Source organism: Segatella copri (genome assembly GCF_026015625.1).
GTDB lineage: Bacteria > Bacteroidota > Bacteroidia > Bacteroidales > Bacteroidaceae > Prevotella > Prevotella copri_H.
On sequence record NZ_JAPDVG010000001.1, the window covers coordinates 392,921 to 409,455 of the forward strand.

Here is a 16,535-nt window from a genome sequence, read left to right on the forward strand (position 1 = left end):
AGTTTTGCTTACAGAAAGCATAAAATCAGCAGTTTGGACCTCGAATAACAATACTCCCATACGGAACTTTGTATCTATGCTCCGTAGGGGAATCATAATAAATATGTGAATGAATGCCTGTCAGAATGTCAGAAGAATTGGCGGCAAGTGTTGCCGACAGGATAGGATGATGCGTTGCGATGCTCTCATCTTCTGATGCCGCTTTGATGGCTTTGAGCACGCAGAGAATGTCCTCCTCCAATGCCTTCGCCTCCGGTTGCTGGATGAATTCATCGTAGGATATATCCGTAAGCGCAAACTTCAGCGCCTGCTGATAAGTCTGCGCCTCCATGCCGGTTGCCGCCAGGACAACCAAAAGGGCTGTGATATATCTGTTTACCATCATTGTTGTTTGTCTTCTTCTGTTCGGAAACGATGTTGCGCCAATCGTTTCCTTACGTATATTTTAATGTCTATTTATTCTTTCTGAATTTCTTTACGATATGCTTCTGTAGACCGTAATTGTTTGGACTTAAATCCATCATGGTCGACTTGACGCAGTATCTCGCTAGCAAAGAAAGTGCCAAAATACTCATACCCTCAGCATAGTTCTGCCATATCTGCATGAACAGGGCTATGAGCAGAAGCCATCCCAGGAGTTCGAAATACCAATACTGACGACATGCTTTCATCCTCTTGACAGTCTTCCAGGCAAAGATGAGGTTGAGCGGATTCAGTATCAGAATCTGGAAATTTATCTGTACAGTAGGATGCTGCGAGAAGATCATGGTAAAGAGAATCAGTCCCGGTAATCCTGTCAGGACAAGCAGGATGGCATCAAACCACCAGTAGTTTTTCTTTTTTACACATTCTCTTACCGTTGTTCCTATGATGATGATTGCCAGAGCTATGGCTATCATTTGTGGTGTAACAGGAGCATCGTCTGTTATTTGTGCCTGGGCTGGGATGATATCGGATGTTTCATCTACCAGAGTGATATAGCCGCTGGCACTTGTTGCATTGGTCTTGCCGTCTGCAGTCTGAGATGCATCAATAAAGTCGGTTCTTCCTTCTGTGGCAAAGTCTTTGCTCAGATTGTCTGGCAAGAATTCCCATTCTCTTTGTGTGATAGGGCGGTCTGCCTGACAACCCAAAAGGAGGTCATTGCCGAATCTTGCCCAGCGGTGCTGTCCGTTGAGCTTGTGAATCTCTTCCCTGTAGGTAGAAGGGGTAGGGATATCTTTAAAGTTGGTACTCTGGTTTCCAATGTTGGAGAGAATCATCTCGCGTGCCCGGGTCGTACAATTATCATAGAAGAAATTGTAGCGGTATACGCGGTTCTCCGGCTGTGCATTCTTGTCGATGCTTCTCAGAATTCCCAGTTTCTCTGTACGGGAGAGACGGAGGCGCTGCTGTCTTACCCATCTACCTTCATGTGCATATTCGGCAATGAAGTCGCTCATCGGGTAGATGCCGATCTGGTAATCGGTGAGTCCGAAAACAAAACGGAGTACAAAGCAACTTTGGTTAAAACTAAACATACCCCAGTTGACGGCAACATCCGTTCCCATAGCTTTGTTCTGGATGCGGAGAGCGGTATGTCCATAATACGACCACACCTCCTGGCCTGGTCCGCAAGTCAGGAGAGAAATGTCAACAGAATCAAGCCACGCAGTAGCTTCTTCATTGACACGACTGTTCTGCACAGAAATATCAGAGTCCTTGTCTCTTGAAAAATCCTGTGCAGCCACTTCAGTAGTTAAATTGATTAAAATTACTGCTAAAATGGCACTAAAAATATGCTTAAAACGTTTCACGATGCAAAAATACCTTATTATTTTCAATTATCCTTCTTTTTTCTAGATTTTTTTTAATACTTTTGCACTCTGAATATAATTTTGAATGATTATTAAAGAATGAGAAAGCTTTTTTTAGCAACCCTATTGTTGGGTTCAGCCCTTATGGTTAATGCCCAAAGTGGTACTAATTCGCCATACAGCCAGTATGGTCTTGGCATCTTGTCAGACCAGACTTCTGGTTTTAATCGCGGTATGAATGGAGTCGGTCTTGGCTTTCATGAGCATAATCAGGTAAACTATCTCAACCCTGCATCTTATGCTTCGATTGATTCTATGACTTTCATCCTTGATGCCGGTATCTCTGGTCAGGTGACAAATTTTGAAGAGAATGGTGTGAAGAAGAATGCCAACAACTCAAATTTTGAGTATGTTGTTGCAGGCTTCCGCTTGCTGCCACATGTAGGTATGAGCTTCGGTATCATTCCTTTTACCAATGTGGGCTATAATTATTCTGCATCAGAATGGGTGAATGCTGACAAGGAAGCTTACTATACTAATACTTATTCAGGCGATGGTGGTTTGCATCAGGCATACATCGGTGCTGGTTGGGAACCGGTCAGGGGCTTGGCCGTAGGTGCCAACTTCTCATATCTCTGGGGTAGTATAGACAGAAGTGTATCAAACAGCTACAGCAATTCTTATTACAAGACCCTCACCCGCTACTATTCTATGCAGGTGAACAGCTATAAGGTTGATTTCGGTGTACAGTATACCCATCAGTTCTCAAAGAAAGATTGGGCTACCGTAGGTGTCACCTTCTCACCAGGACATGGTCTGGGAGCTTCTGCTGATATGAAAATCATTTCTAATGATACCCAGAACGGTGTTACCGATACCACCGCTTACTCTATCGGCAAGGCTTACGAGTTGCCTACTATGATTGGTGCGGGTGTGATGTGGAATCATAACAACCAGTGGAAGGTTGGCTTTGATTATAGTCTGCAGAAGTGGGGTAGCTTGGGGTATCCTAGTTTCGATGGAACCAACTACGCCTTGAAAAATGGTATCTACAAGGATAGAAGCAAGTTCAATCTCGGTGCCCAGTATTGCTATGGAGAGCGCAGCCGTGCTTTCTTCAAGCGTGTTCAGTATCGTGTAGGTGCCAGCTACGCCACACCTTATTATAAGATGAATGGTGTTGATGGTCCGAAGGAAATCTCTGTAAGTGCCGGTTTCGGTATTCCTATCATGAACTCTTATAACAACCGCTCTATGCTGAATATCAGCGGTCAGTGGGTGAAGAGTTCGGCTAAGGATCTGATTAAGGAAAATTCTTTCCGTATTAATATCGGATTCACATTCAACGAGGATTGGTTTAAGAAGTGGAAGATGGATTAATCTTCCACTTATATATAATAATGTATAGAATCTCTATATAATAATGTATAGAATAAAAGGCTCTTATGTTGTCGGTATCCTGATGTTCCTGATTTTGGCTGGTTGCCAGAACCAGGTAGAACATACTGCGCCCGCCATCCGTCCGCAAGACTCGGTGGCGATGATGACGTCGTATGGTGTAAATACATTGGTAAGCGACTCGGGAGTTATGAAATATCGCATCGTAACAGAACGGTGGGAGGTGAATACCAGCAAGAATCCATCTTTGTGGATCTTTGATAAGGGACTTTTGCTGGAGCAGTTTGATGAGAAATTCCATATTAATAGTTATATCCAGTGTGATACAGCTTATTATTATGATCAGCAGAAGATATGGAAACTTTATGGTAGGGTGAGTATCCTGACCAAAGATGGTTTGCGCTTCAATAGTGAGCAACTTACCTGGGATCAGAATAAGCACGAATTGTCAAGTAACGTATTCAGTAAACTTGTTACTCCTGAAAGAACGTTACAGGGTTCTCATTTCTGGAGTGATGAAAAGATGACGCGCTATTATGTGAGCAATTCGAAGGGTAGCTTTGAAAAGGGAGACCTGACAGGAGGTGGTGGTGCTGCCGATACTTTGAGCAGCCAGCCTGATTCTGTCAAGAATAACTTCCGTCAGCCTGCTACACCTGTCAGAGCCACTACGATTCCTATCATGCACTAATTAAAAAGAAAAAGATATAATGAATGAACAGGTGGATATGAGTTTAGTCGTAGGCATTCTCATTACGATGGTCTTCTCAGCATTCTTCAGCGGAATGGAGATTGCCTTCGTCTCTTCTAACCGTATGTTGGCGGAGATGGATAAGGAGAAAAACGGCCTTACGCAACGACTGTTATCTTTGTTTTATAATCATCCGAATGGCTTTGTCAGTACTATGCTCGTGGGCAACAATATAGCCCTTGTTGTTTATGGTATTCTGATAGCCCGTCTTTTTGACAATACGATTTTCGCAGGTTTTGATGCAGCCTTTACGGTGCCTGCAGATACCATTCTGTCTACGCTGATAGTACTCTTTACAGGTGAGTTTCTGCCAAAGACGCTTTTCAAGTCTAATCCGAACCGCTTGCTTTCTATCTTCAGTCCGATAGCTTATCTGTGCTATGTGGTATTGTGGCCTATCAGCAAGTTCAGTACTTTCTTGAGTAAGTGCCTGCTGCGTCTGGTGGGTATGAAGATGGATGCAGAGGGGACAGATGAAGGCTTTTCTAAGGTAGACCTTGATTATCTTGTGCAGTCAAGTATCGATAACGCTACCAATGAAGATGAAATTAATGATGAGGTGAAGATATTCCAGAATGCCCTTGATTTCTCTGATACTAAAGTACGCGACTGTATGGTGCCCCGTACGGAGATTCAGGCAGTTGAAATGGATACTTCTCTCGAAGAACTGCAGCAGAAATTCATAGAGAGCGGTAATTCGAAAATCATAGTATATGAAGAGGATATAGACCATATTGCGGGATATATTCACAGTTCCGAACTGTTCCATCATCCTTCACGTTGGCAGGATCATATCCGTACACTTCCTTTTGTGCCTGAAACGATGCAGGCACAGAAACTGATGCAGACTTTTTTGCAGCAGAAGAAGTCTTTGGGTATCGTTGTTGATGAGTTTGGAGGTACTAGCGGTTTGGTGAGTCTGGAGGATATCGTGGAGGAAATCTTCGGTGATATAGAAGATGAGCACGACTCAGCCAAATATGTAGCTAAGAAAACCGATGATGGTGACTATCTCCTTTCTGCACGACTGGAGATTGACAAGGTGAACGATATGTTTGGTCTTGAACTGCCGGAAAGTGATGAATATATGACTGTAGGCGGTTTGATATTGCATGAATATCAGAGTTTTCCTAAACTCAACGAGGTGATTAAGTTTGATAACTTTGAGTTCAAGATTATCAAGTCAACATCCCGTAAAATAGAGCTTGTTAAACTCCACATCATCAAATAGCTGAGCAGGAAAAGGGAATTTTTTGCTTTTTTTGAGGTAATAGTCAAAAAAGATAGCAAAAAATTCCCTTTTCTCGTATTATTTTTGTATTTTTGCAGACAATTGGCTACTAGCATCAAAAGTGGTTCAATCTAAACTTAGGAAAAAATAAAAATAATAATAATAATTAAAACGTAATGGCAGCATTAGGAACAATTAGAAAAAGAGGCGTGATACTGGTTTGTATCATCAGTTTCGGCCTTTTCGCCTTTATTGCCGAGGAAGCTTTCCGCTCTTGCGATTCAGCAAAGAATAATGAGCGCCAGCAGATTGGTGAGGTTTTGGGCGAAAAAATCAGCGTGCAGGATTTCCAGAAGCTCGTTGATGAGTATTCAGAAGTTATTAAAATGCAACAGGGTCAGGAAAATCTTCCTGAAGAGCAGATGAATCAGGTGAAGGATATGGTATGGAATACCTACATCCAGAACCAGATTATCGCTAAGGAAGCTAGCAAGTTGGGTCTTACTGTGACCGACGCAGAGCTTCAGGACATCTTGAAGACAGGTACTAACCCTATGCTTCAGCAGACTCCTTTCGTTAATCAGCAGACAGGTCGTTTCGATGCATCTTCTCTCCAGAAGTTCTTGGCAGACTACAAGGCACAGAAGGCTAACCCATCTGCTAACGCACAGATGATGGATCAGTATACCAAGATTTACAACTACTGGTCATTCATCGAGAAGACTCTCCGCCAGCAGATTTTGGCTCAGAAGTATCAGGCTCTTCTCGCCGGTTGCTTCCTGTCAAACCCTGTAGAGGCAAAGATGGCTTTCAAGGAGGAGAATGAAGAGAGCCTGATTCAGTTGGCTGCTTTCCCTTACTCTGACATCCAGGATGATAAGGTAAAGATTTCTGAAAGCGATCTGAAGGCTAAGTATGATGAGATCAAGGCACGCTTCAAGCAGCCTGTTGAGAGCCGTGACATCAAGTTTGTAGATATCGAGGTTCAGGCTTCAAATGCAGACCGTGCTGCTCTTAACAAGGAATTTGCAGGTTATCACTCACAGTTGGCTGCTGCTGCAGATCCTACAGAGGTTGTACGTAAGTCAGCTTCTACTGTAGCATATCTTGGTATTCCTGTTTCAAAGGATGCTTTCCCACGTGATATCGCTGCTCAGCTTGATTCTATGGCTGTAGGTTCTACTTCTGCTGTTAAGGCTAATGCCGGTGACAATACATTGAACATCGTTAAGTTGGTAGCTAAGCAGGAATTGCCAGATTCAGTACAGTATCGTGTTATCCAGGTTGCTGCTAACTCAGTAGCTGAGGCTAAGACTAAGGCAGATTCTATTCAGGGCGCTATTGCCGGTGGTGCTGATTTCGAGGCTATCGCTAAGAAGTATGGTCAGACTGGTGACAAGGCTTGGATGACTACTAAGCAGTATGAGTATGCCCAGTCTATGGATAAGGACAACAAGACATTCATCAATACATTGAATACTGCAGCAGTTAACTCTTTGAACCAGCTTCAGTTGGGTCAGGGATATGTAGTTCTTCAGGTTCTCGACCGCAAGGCAATGGTCAGCAAGTATACCGCTGCCGTTATCAAGAAGCCTATCGACTTCTCTCAGGGTACTTACCGTACTGCTTACAACAAGTTCTCTAGTTTCGTAAGTGCTAATCCTAAGTCAGAGGATCTCTTGAAGAATGCAGCTAAGGAAGGTTACAAGGTTCAGGACTTGAAGGATATTACAACTTCTGTTCACTATGTAGCAAACATCCATTCTACACGCGAGGCTTTGAAGTGGATCTTCGATAGCAAGGAAGGTGAGATTTCACCTCTCTATGAGTGTGGTGACAACAACCACCTGTTGGTTGTGGTTCTTGATAAGATTCATCATATCGGTTATCGTGATTTGAATGATGCAGTTGTCAAGGAGACTGTTAAGGCAGAGGTGCTCAAGGATAAGAAGGCTGAGATGATTGAGGCTAAGTTGAATGGTGTTAAGAACATCGCAGCTGCTAAGGCTAAGGGTGGTAAGGTTTCTTCTGTAAACCAGATTACTTTCGCTGCTCCTGTATTCATCGCAGCTACTGGCGCTAGCGAGCCAGCTCTCTCTGGTGCTGTTGCAGGTACTAAGAAGGGTGCTTTCTCTGCTCATGCTGTGAAGGGTAACGCTGGTGTTTATCTCTTCCAGGTTACTAACAAGACTAATCGTCCTGTTAAGTTCGATGACAAGACATACGAGCAGAAGTGCCGCCAGAAGGCTATGCAGTATGCAGGTAACTTCATGAATGAGCTTTATCTGAACGCTCATGTAGTAGATAACCGCTACTTGTTCTTCTAATTCAGACTCTTAGATTTATCCCAATAAAAAAAGGTGTATTGCCAATGAGCAATACACCTTTTTTATTTATTGGGATATCTTTTATTTTATCTATCAGGATATCGTTTATCGTATTTACTAGGATATCCTTTTGGAGAATCACTTTATCCGCGGCTCCACCAATGCTTCTTTTTAGGAGCTTCCTGCTGTTCGCCGAACTTCTGTTTCAGTACTCTGCGATAACTGGTATGGTTGGTGATAATCTGATAAATCTCCCCCCAATCAGGCAAACCGCCGATACCTCGGTCGTCAATGAACCAGTCGGCTTTGAGCTTGCGGGAGAAGTGATTGTTGTTCTCCAGACTCTCTTCAGGATAATCCTTGTTTACAGCCCAGAATTCAACTCCTCTTTCTCTACACCATTCTACTGCCTCGTCCAGGAGTTTTCCTTCGCGTACGCTCCATAGAATAAGCTTGTGGTGGTCTCTAATCAACATCTTTAATGTTTCTGTGGCGAAAGGTAGCTCTGTACCAATCTTCGGGTACTCGTGGGTTACGATTGTACCATCAAAATCTACTGCAATTGTTGCCATATAGTCTTAATGTTTTTAAAATCTAAAAGAGTCTTCCTATCTGGATAGAAAGACTCTTTTCTTTGTTGTATGTATGTTCTTGATTACTTCTTGATACTGTTGTCGTTGGCATTGCCATAGTGGCTGTTGCTATAGTTGCCATAGCTGCCATACTGGCCGTAAGTTCCATATTTGCCATACTTGCCGTATGATCCATAAGAACCATAGTTGCCATATTTACCATATTTGCCGTACTTACCGACACCATAATAGAAGCTGTGCTTCTTCTTAGAGAGGTCGACGCCATTGAGTACTAAGCACATGTTAGGCAATTTATTCTCGGCTTTCAAACCATTGATCATGCCGAAACTAGCCTTTGGAGTATAATCTGCGCGGCAGACGTATACACAGAGATTAGCCAGACGTCCAAGCTGCAAACTGTCGTTTACAAGACCTACAGGAGCCGTATCGAGGATAACATAGTCGTAATGTTCCTTCAACTGACTGATAATGTCGTCAAGGCTTGCTCTGGTTACTAACTCTCCTGGGTTAGGAGGAACGGGACCAGCCATAAGGAGGTCGAGTTTACTGTTGACACCCGAAGAGAGAATCTGTTTCTGAATGTCATCCCATGTATTATGGTCGTGTATAATCAGATTGGTGATACCATTATGGTGGTTGTCAATCTCAAAGAGCTCTGCCAGACGTGGCTTGCGGATATCCAGACCTACCATGATAACCTTCTTGCCCAGCAAGGCGAGCGAGATACCGATATTGGATGCCACGAATGTTTTACCTTCACCTGATGTAGAAGAGGTAAACATCATCACCTTCTCACCTTCTTTCAGCATAAACTGAATATTGGTACGCAGGCCACGGAAAATCTCCTCCATCAGGTTGTTTACATTCTGGTGAACCACAATGTCTGCCTTTCCTTCCTTCTTGGCAGCGTCGCTTGCCACAGGAATATCGGCAATGACAGGTATCTGAGTGAGTTTCATCACGTCTTCATGTCCCTCAATCTTGTACTTGAAGAATTCTCTCAGGAAGAGGATGCCGGCAGGGATTGCAATACCCAGTACCAGTGCTATCAGCATAATGATAGGATTCTTAGGACTACTAACCTTTCCTTCTAATGAAGGAGCATCGATAACCTTACCCTTGTCTGCCGTTGCTGCTAGTGAAATGGAGTTTTCCTCACGTTTCTGAAGAAGCATCAGGTAAAGACCAGATTTTACTTCCTGCTGGCGACCAATCTGTGTAAGAACTCGCTCTTGCTCTGGCGAGTTACCTATTTGGTTGGCATACATGGCAGCTTGTTTGGCAATGCTGTTACGCTGGATTTCCATACCTAGCTTAGCTTGTCTCATGGCACGTTTGATAGATGTTGTGAGTGCATCCAACTGTGCGGTCAGAGGAGTTATTGTAGGAGAAGTCTCGCTGGCTGCATGCAAAGCGTTGTTGCGATCCAGGGCTATTTTGTTGTACTGGTTGATGAGTTCTGTTGAACTTTCATCAGTCAGACCTACGTTTGATGGGATAGGCTGATATCTGTTGCCAGGTTCGTTCATGTATTTGCCAAGCTCATTCAGAAGTTCAACCTGTGTGTTGGCCTCCTGGAGTTTCTGGGCGTATGTGTCTGAGTTAGCGATGGCAGCTGTTGCGTTGAGCTTCATCTCTACAACATTGTTACGCTTCTTGTAGCTTTCGAGCTGGCCTTCTGTATTGCCCAGTTCGTTGTTGATCTTCTCCAGACGCTGGTTGATGAACTGTTCTGTGCGGAAAGAAATTTCATTCTTGTCCTCGTTGGCCTGGCGGTTATAAACATTTACCAGAGTTCTCAGATAGTCGATGCTGCGCTGAGGATCTTCATCTTTCATCACCAGTTCGGCTATGGTTGTAGTCTTTGAAGTCTGGCTGACAGTCAGTGCTTTTGTATAGCCCTTAGCCGCCATTTCTGGTGACACGATAATCACCTTCAGACTCTCACCGTCTTTTAATGCGTATTTGCCGTTCTGAGTGAAGTAGAGGGTTCCTACACGTGTATTGATGCTTGCTGGCAGACCAGCTAAAGTCTTTTCAATCTTTACAGGATCCTTCTGATAGGAAAAGGCATCTATAGGTATGTAGTATGAACCTGTTACCTGATACTGGCTGCCAGTTTTCTCTATAAGAAGCTTGATAGGAGCATTCAGTTTCTTGAGATGAGCCAGGTCTAAGTCAACGCTGACTTCCTGCTCTTTATAGACTAACTGATCCCTGAAGGTTCCTTTATGGTAATAGTTCACGTAGCATTTCATGTCTACTACAGCCTGGTTAGCCAAGTCTTGAGCCGAAAGAATTTCAATCTCATTGTCTATACCGTTTGAGTTTGAAATAAAACCGAGGTTTGCAGCATTCTGAATCATGCTGTTACCCATTCCTCTGTTCTTTCTCTGGTCGTCATCCTTTATCAGTACCTTAGCGGTTGCCTGATATTGCGGTCTTGCATGACGTATGTAGAGATATCCCAATCCCAAACATACAATGAGTGATAGAACGAACCATTTCCAGTTGAGGATAAGAGTAGAATAAATCAGCTGGAAGTCAATAGATGACTTCTCTTCCTGCTCTTGATCACGTCCCAAATCAAAGTTCTTTGTTTCTTCCATTATTTTATGTTCTATTGTGTTTACACCTTTTTATATTCGTATAAGATAAATGATAGAATCTGTGCTATCTGCTTGCTGCTAGTTCTTTCAGATACTGTCCATAACCGTTTTTGAGCATCGGTTGGGCAAGTTTCAGCAACTGTTCTTTGTCAATCCATCCTTGTTTGAATGCGATTTCTTCCAGACATGCCACTTTCAGACCCTGTCTCTTTTCGATGACTTCTATAAAGGTACTGGCTTCCGAAAGGCTATCGTGGGTGCCGGTGTCAAGCCAGGCGAAACCGCGCTGTAAGGTTCTTACTTTCAGAGCCTTTTCTGTCAGATAGTGCTGGTTAACTGTTGTTATTTCCAACTCACCTCTTGCGCTAGGCTTGATGTTCTTAGCCACATGCACCACGCTGTTTGGATAGAAATAGAGTCCTACAACCGCATAGTTGCTCTTAGGCATTTCCGGTTTTTCTTCTATGCTCAGGCAGTTGCCGTTTTCATCAAACTCTGCCACACCATATCTTTCCGGATCGTTGACATAATAGCCAAATACGCTTGCCAGTCCTTCTTCTGCAGCTTTTACGCTTTCCTTGAGTAAACCCGTAAAACCGGCTCCATAGAAAATGTTATCACCCAAAACCAGACAGGCTGTATCATTACCGATAAACTTCTCGCCAATGATGAAGGCTTGAGCCAGACCATCGGGTGATGGCTGTTCTGCATATTCGAAGTGTACACCCAATTCACTTCCGTCGCCTAACAGACGTTTGAAACCAGGCAAGTCGAATGGGGTAGATATAATCAAAATCTCCTTGATTCCTGCCAACATTAGCACGGAAACAGGGTAGTATATCATTGGCTTATCAAAAATTGGTATCAATTGCTTACTGATACCTTTGGTAATAGGGTAAAGTCTTGTACCCGAACCTCCCGCTAATACGATTCCTTTCATATCTTCTCTATTTCTAATATAATAAAGTTGAATAGTCTTATCTTAAAAACGCGGCAAAGTTACTAAAAAAAGTTGAATGAGTGAAATCATAAGCCATAAAAATGCATTTTTTGATAAAAAAAGCACCTTTTTATATAAAAAACGTCGCTTTGATTTGGGTATTTACTGATTTTATTGTATTTTTGCAGAACAATTTAAATAGATATAGAAAATAAAATAATAAAGGAATGGGAATTTTTGCTAAACTATTCGGTCGTAAGGACGACGATAAAAAGGTAGGTGGAATGGAAGATTACATGACCTTGGTCCGTGTATACTTTCAGGCTGCACTTGCTTCTCAGTTAGGTATCACCAATTTGGCCATGTTGCCAGACTTGCGTGTCTTCAAGACAAGTCTGCATGTTCCGACGGTCAACAATCGTCTGGGGATTGGCGAAAAAGCACAGGTGAAGAAAATGATGAAGAATATCTATGATACGGATGATGCCTTCTTCAAGGAAATAGATTCCAGTATCCGTAAGAACTGCCACAAACTGCAGGATGTCAATGTATATCTTATCCAGTTCCAGAACTTTACGCAGGATCTGATGATGCTGATGGGTAATCTGATGAAGTTCAAACTCCGTTTGCCTAGCTTCATGAAGAATTCACTTTACAAGCTGACTGCTAAAACTGTAGAAGATATCTTCACTAAGAATGATTTCTCTGATGCCAGTGTGCTGAAAACCGTGCTTCAGTTGCGCCAGTTCAACAAGCGCTTGGCGTTCAGCCAGCAATGGGTAACCGACTTTACCTTCCAGGTATTGATGCTTGCCAAAAAAGAGCCACGTCCATCAGATGAAGACGTAGAAAAGGCAAAGCAGAAGATGGGAAAGTAACAAATGTTGCGCCCAAAATGAAAAAAAAATAGCAGAATATTTGTTTTATTCAAATAATTCTCTTAAATTTGTAGCCAAAAATAATAGTCATGAGTGCAAATGAGAAAACAATTAATACGTTTGCCACAAGAGTAAGGCAGATGATTCTTAAGTTTGACGAGGTCAAGCAGGAGAATGCTGAACTCTATGCGATGGTGGATGAGCGCGATGCCAAAATCAAGGCATTGGAGGAAAAGTTGGCTCAAGCGCAGAGTGATTACGACAGCTTGAAGATGGCGAAGATGATGACGATTTCTGACAATGATATGGAAGCTACTCAGAAGCGCATCGCCAAGCTCATCAGAGATGTCAATAAGTGTATCACACTATTGGGTGAAAAGTAAAAATCGGAACGATGGCAGAACAAGAACAAGATAAATTACTCATACGATTACACGTCTATGATACAGATCTTTCGGTAAGAATACCTAGGGAAGACGAGGAGTATTATCGTAAATCAGCTAAGCTGATAGATGATATTGTAAACTCATATACCAAGATTTTCAAAGGCAGAAAGAGCGATAAGGAAATCCTGTATATGGCGCTCATAGATGTGGCATTGAGATATGAGAAGGAATCGGATCGGAATGATACGAAACCTTATGATGATATTCTTGAGAAGCTTACCTCCGAGATTGAAGACGCTTTGAAATAAGAATATTAATAAACATATATATAATATAATGATAGTAACTATTATAGCAGCCTTGGTGGCGCTTGTTATCGGCGGTGCTGCAGGGTATTTCATTTTCCGTTATGTCATTAAGGGAAAATATAATGAAATGATAGAAGCTGCCAACAAAGAGGCAGAAGTAGTAAAAGAGAAGAAGCTTTTGGAAGTGAAGGAGAAATTCCTCAACAAGAAGGCGGAACTCGAAAAAGAAGTGCAGCAGCGTAATTCTCGCATCCAGCAGAATGAGAATAAGCTGAAACAGCGCGAGATTTCTCTCAATCAGCGTCAGGAAGACCTCGGTCGACGCAAGATGGAGATTGATCAGTATCAGCAGCGTGTTGACAACGAGAAGAAACTCTTGTCTGTCAAGCAGCAGGAACTTGATAAGATGCAGAAACAGGAGCAGGCTAAACTGGAAGAACTTTCTGGTCTGAGTGCTGAAGAGGCTAAGCAGAGATTGATTGAGAGTCTGAAAGATCAGGCTAAACTCGATGCTGCAAGCTATGTGAATGAGATTATGGATGATGCCAAACTCAATGCTAACCAGCAGGCTAAGAAGATTGTGATTCAGACAATCCAGCGTGTTGCTACTGAAACAGCTATTGAGAACTCTGTCAGCGTTTTCCATATTGATAATGATGAGGTGAAGGGACGTATTATCGGTCGTGAAGGCCGTAACATCCGTGCCTTGGAAGCTGCAACTGGTGTAGAAATCGTAGTGGATGATACTCCAGAGGCAATCGTTATCTCAGCCTTCGACCCTGTTCGTCGTGAGGTTTGCCGTCTGGCTCTCCATCAGTTGGTAGCTGATGGACGTATCCACCCAGCCCGTATCGAGGAGGTGGTAGCCAAGGTGAAGAAACAGTTGGATAATGAAATTATCGAAACTGGTAAGCGTACAGCTATCGACCTCGGTATCCATGGTCTGCACCCAGAGTTGATTCGTATCATCGGTAAGATGAAGTACCGTTCTTCTTATGGTCAGAACCTCTTGCAGCATGCTCGTGAAACAGCTAACCTCTGTGCGGTTATGGCTTCAGAATTGGGATTGAATCCTAAGAAGGCTAAGCGTGCCGGTCTCTTGCACGATATTGGTAAGGTGCCTGATGAGGAGAGTGAATTGCCACACGCATTGTATGGTGCCAAGATTGCTGAGAAGTATAAGGAGAAACCAGATATCTGCAATGCCATCGGTGCTCACCATGATGAGATGGAGATGAACACGTTATTGGCTCCTATCGTACAGGTTTGTGATGCTATCTCTGGTGCTCGTCCTGGTGCTCGTCGTGAAATTGTAGAGGCTTATATCAAGCGTTTGAACGATCTTGAAGCTATCGCCATGAGTTATCCTGGCGTAACCAAGACTTACGCTATCCAGGCAGGTCGTGAACTCCGTGTCATCGTGGGTGCGGATAAGATGAACGATGAAGAGAGCATCAAGCTTTCTGATGAAATCGCAACCAAGATTCAGAATGAGATGACTTATCCTGGTCAGGTTAAGATTACTGTGATTCGTGAAACTCGTAGCGTAGCTTACGCTAAGTAAGATAGAATTATATTTGAAGTTTAAATTGTCGTTTCTCTTCTGCAAGGTAGAGAGATGTATCTTGATAAAGCCGTACTCTGGAAAAAGGGTGCGGCTTTTCTTTTCCCTTTTCAGAATATGATGAAAGCAGAACAGAAAGTATTAAAGCGATTCAATAAAGGATGTGTTGACTATCATCTTTTGGAGGATGGGGACCGTATTCTTATTGCCTTGAGTGGAGGCAAGGATTCATTGGAACTTGTCCGTTTGCTGGCTCAGCGTGCCCGTATCTATAAGCCGCATATCGAAGTGGAGGCGGCTCATATCATCATGGATAACATTCCTTACGAAACCGACCGCTCTTATCTGCAGGATTTCTGTGCAGAGAATGGCATCAAGCTCCATATCCTTCATAGTTCGTTCGATGAATCAACCGATCCCCGTAAGACCCGTTGCTTCCTCTGTGCCTGGAACCGTCGCAAGACGCTCTTCGAGTTCGCGGTAAGCCACGGGTTCAATAAGATAGCTCTGGGACATCACATGGATGATATCCTCGTTACCCTGCTGATGAACATCACCTTCGAGGGTTCGCATTCCACCATGCAGCCCAGTCTTCCTCTGAAATATTATCCGCTTACCATTATCCGCCCGCTCTGTCTCGTACATGAGGCGGATATCCGGCAGGTAGCAGAAGAGTTGCATTTCACTAAGCAGAAGGCGTTGTGTCCTTACGAAGAGACTACCCGCCGTTCGGATATGCAAGCCGTCTTCCATCATTTGGAGCAGTTGAACCCAGAGGCGCGCTATAGTCTTTGGCGCTCTGTCTTTATGGAATAAAATATAGTAGAAAAAGCAATAAAAAACGAAAGTAGTTGCATGAGCACATGCAACTACTTTCGTTGTACAATGTAATAGGCTTCATTTGCCATCGAAGCCTATTGTATTTGTTCCTGGGTTAGACCGGAATACTTCTTGATTAGATTGATGTCAACACCATCGGCAAGCATGTTCTTGGCAATTTCCAAGGCTTTCTCATTCTTACTTCTTATTTCATGTCATCCGAGTTGAGTATGGTGATGGTCTTGCCCTCAATCCTGATGGCACCCTTCTCCTCGAATTCGGAGAGGCAGCGGAGGAGCGAGAACTTCTGGATGCCGAAGATATCTGCCATTTCCTGTCGGCTGACATCCAGCCGGATGGTTCTGCTCTGCTGTTCGGTAGCCATCTTGATGAGGTATTGCGCCACCTTCTCCTTGACGGAGAAAAGGGAGAGCATGCGCATTTTCTGCGAAAGGAAGATATCTATCCTTGACAGGTGCTGGATGAAGTTCCAGCGTATGCGCTCATCAGTATCTATTAGCAGTTTCAGTTCCGAAGGCCTCATGCGCAGGAGGGTGGTCTTCTTGCTTGTCTCCACGCTTACGGGCATCTCGTTATTATGTGCGAAGATATAGGCAGGGGCTATCAACATCGATTCGCCCAACCGCTCTATCTGAGCCTGCTTGCCCGACAATCCCGACATGCGGGCTATCATCTCCCCCTCGACAATGATGTCGGCATATCTGCAGGGCATTCCTGCCAGCACATAGGTTTTCCTGGCAGCAAGCTCCACCATCCGGTAGCTTACCATCGACAGTGCCTCTCTGATTTCCTCTGGAGTAAACCCCTCAAACACCGTGCATTTCTGCAAGGTAACGAATATTGATTCTTTCATACATTTAAGTTTTATATTCAATAACGCATTTTCCTCCGATTTATTGTTTGCTCAAAAAATA

At 43.5% G+C, this 16,535-nt stretch carries 15 protein-coding genes; 9 read left to right on the top strand and 6 right to left on the bottom strand.

Translation table 11 applies throughout. The annotated features are described in order from the left end of the window. Positions 1-25: 25 nt before the first annotated feature. Both ONT19_RS01800 and ONT19_RS01805 read right to left on the bottom strand, forming a co-directional pair. Positions 26-385 carry a hypothetical protein gene (locus ONT19_RS01800; protein WP_234564549.1) on the bottom strand — a complete coding sequence of 120 codons (360 nt, stop codon included), beginning with the start codon at positions 383-385 and terminating at the stop codon, positions 26-28. Between the two features lie 67 nt (positions 386-452). After that, a complete protein-coding gene (locus ONT19_RS01805) occupies positions 453-1,730 on the bottom strand; it encodes an Lnb N-terminal periplasmic domain-containing protein (protein WP_234564548.1) in 1,278 nt (425 codons plus the stop codon). Between the two features lie 165 nt (positions 1,731-1,895). Here ONT19_RS01805 and ONT19_RS01810 point away from each other — a divergent pair, with 165 nt between their 5' ends. The 4 genes from ONT19_RS01810 to ONT19_RS01825 all read left to right on the top strand — a co-directional run bounded on the left by ONT19_RS01810 (position 1,896) and on the right by ONT19_RS01825 (position 7,503). After that, on the top strand, positions 1,896-3,176 hold the full coding sequence (locus ONT19_RS01810) for a hypothetical protein (RefSeq protein WP_264952430.1): 1,281 nt from the start codon (positions 1,896-1,898) through the stop codon (positions 3,174-3,176). A 43-nt stretch (positions 3,177-3,219) separates the two neighbouring features. Continuing rightward, on the top strand, positions 3,220-3,885 hold the full coding sequence (gene lptC / locus ONT19_RS01815) for an LPS export ABC transporter periplasmic protein LptC (RefSeq protein WP_022120994.1): 666 nt from the start codon (positions 3,220-3,222) through the stop codon (positions 3,883-3,885). 19 nt (positions 3,886-3,904) lie between these two features. Next, the gene (locus ONT19_RS01820) at positions 3,905-5,176 is read left to right on the top strand and encodes a hemolysin family protein (RefSeq protein WP_117727113.1); all 1,272 of its coding nucleotides are present in this window, start codon (positions 3,905-3,907) and stop codon (positions 5,174-5,176) included. Between the two features lie 176 nt (positions 5,177-5,352). After that, positions 5,353-7,503, top strand: a complete 2,151-nt coding sequence (locus ONT19_RS01825; RefSeq protein WP_203054770.1) for a peptidylprolyl isomerase — start codon at positions 5,353-5,355, stop codon at positions 7,501-7,503. A 143-nt stretch (positions 7,504-7,646) separates the two neighbouring features. On the opposite strand, the gene ONT19_RS01830 is transcribed toward ONT19_RS01825, so the two are convergent. The 3 genes from ONT19_RS01830 to rfbA form a co-directional block, all read right to left on the bottom strand. Beyond that, a complete protein-coding gene (locus ONT19_RS01830; protein WP_006846429.1) occupies positions 7,647-8,075 on the bottom strand; it encodes a BT0820 family HAD-type phosphatase in 429 nt (142 codons plus the stop codon). 83 nt (positions 8,076-8,158) lie between these two features. Then, positions 8,159-10,705: a GumC family protein gene (locus ONT19_RS01835; protein WP_264952428.1), complete on the bottom strand. Its 2,547-nt coding sequence runs from the start codon at positions 10,703-10,705 to the stop codon at positions 8,159-8,161. 64 nt (positions 10,706-10,769) lie between these two features. After that, entirely contained in the window at positions 10,770-11,645 is an 876-nt protein-coding gene (gene rfbA / locus ONT19_RS01840; RefSeq protein WP_264952427.1) for a glucose-1-phosphate thymidylyltransferase RfbA, read from the bottom strand. A 227-nt stretch (positions 11,646-11,872) separates the two neighbouring features. Here rfbA and ONT19_RS01845 point away from each other — a divergent pair, with 227 nt between their 5' ends. The 5 genes from ONT19_RS01845 to ONT19_RS01865 all read left to right on the top strand — a co-directional run bounded on the left by ONT19_RS01845 (position 11,873) and on the right by ONT19_RS01865 (position 15,597). Continuing rightward, positions 11,873-12,523, top strand: coding sequence for a hypothetical protein (locus tag ONT19_RS01845; RefSeq protein ID WP_006846432.1), 651 nt, complete (start codon positions 11,873-11,875; stop codon positions 12,521-12,523). A gap of 89 nt (positions 12,524-12,612) precedes the next feature. Further along, entirely contained in the window at positions 12,613-12,906 is a 294-nt protein-coding gene (locus ONT19_RS01850) for a hypothetical protein (RefSeq protein ID WP_022120986.1), read from the top strand. 11 nt (positions 12,907-12,917) lie between these two features. Next, complete coding sequence (locus ONT19_RS01855; RefSeq protein WP_022120985.1) at positions 12,918-13,217, top strand: cell division protein ZapA; 300 nt, start codon at positions 12,918-12,920, stop codon at positions 13,215-13,217. Positions 13,218-13,245: 28 nt separating this feature from the next. Next, positions 13,246-14,781, top strand: a complete 1,536-nt coding sequence (rny, locus tag ONT19_RS01860) for a ribonuclease Y (RefSeq protein WP_117586134.1) — start codon at positions 13,246-13,248, stop codon at positions 14,779-14,781. Between the two features lie 54 nt (positions 14,782-14,835). Continuing rightward, positions 14,836-15,597, top strand: coding sequence for a tRNA 2-thiocytidine biosynthesis TtcA family protein (locus tag ONT19_RS01865; protein ID WP_437183489.1), 762 nt, complete (start codon positions 14,836-14,838; stop codon positions 15,595-15,597). A 208-nt stretch (positions 15,598-15,805) separates the two neighbouring features. Here ONT19_RS01865 and ONT19_RS01870 read toward each other — a convergent pair whose 3' ends face one another. Further along, a complete protein-coding gene (locus ONT19_RS01870; protein ID WP_264952425.1) occupies positions 15,806-16,474 on the bottom strand; it encodes a Crp/Fnr family transcriptional regulator in 669 nt (222 codons plus the stop codon). Positions 16,475-16,535 lie beyond the last annotated feature (61 nt).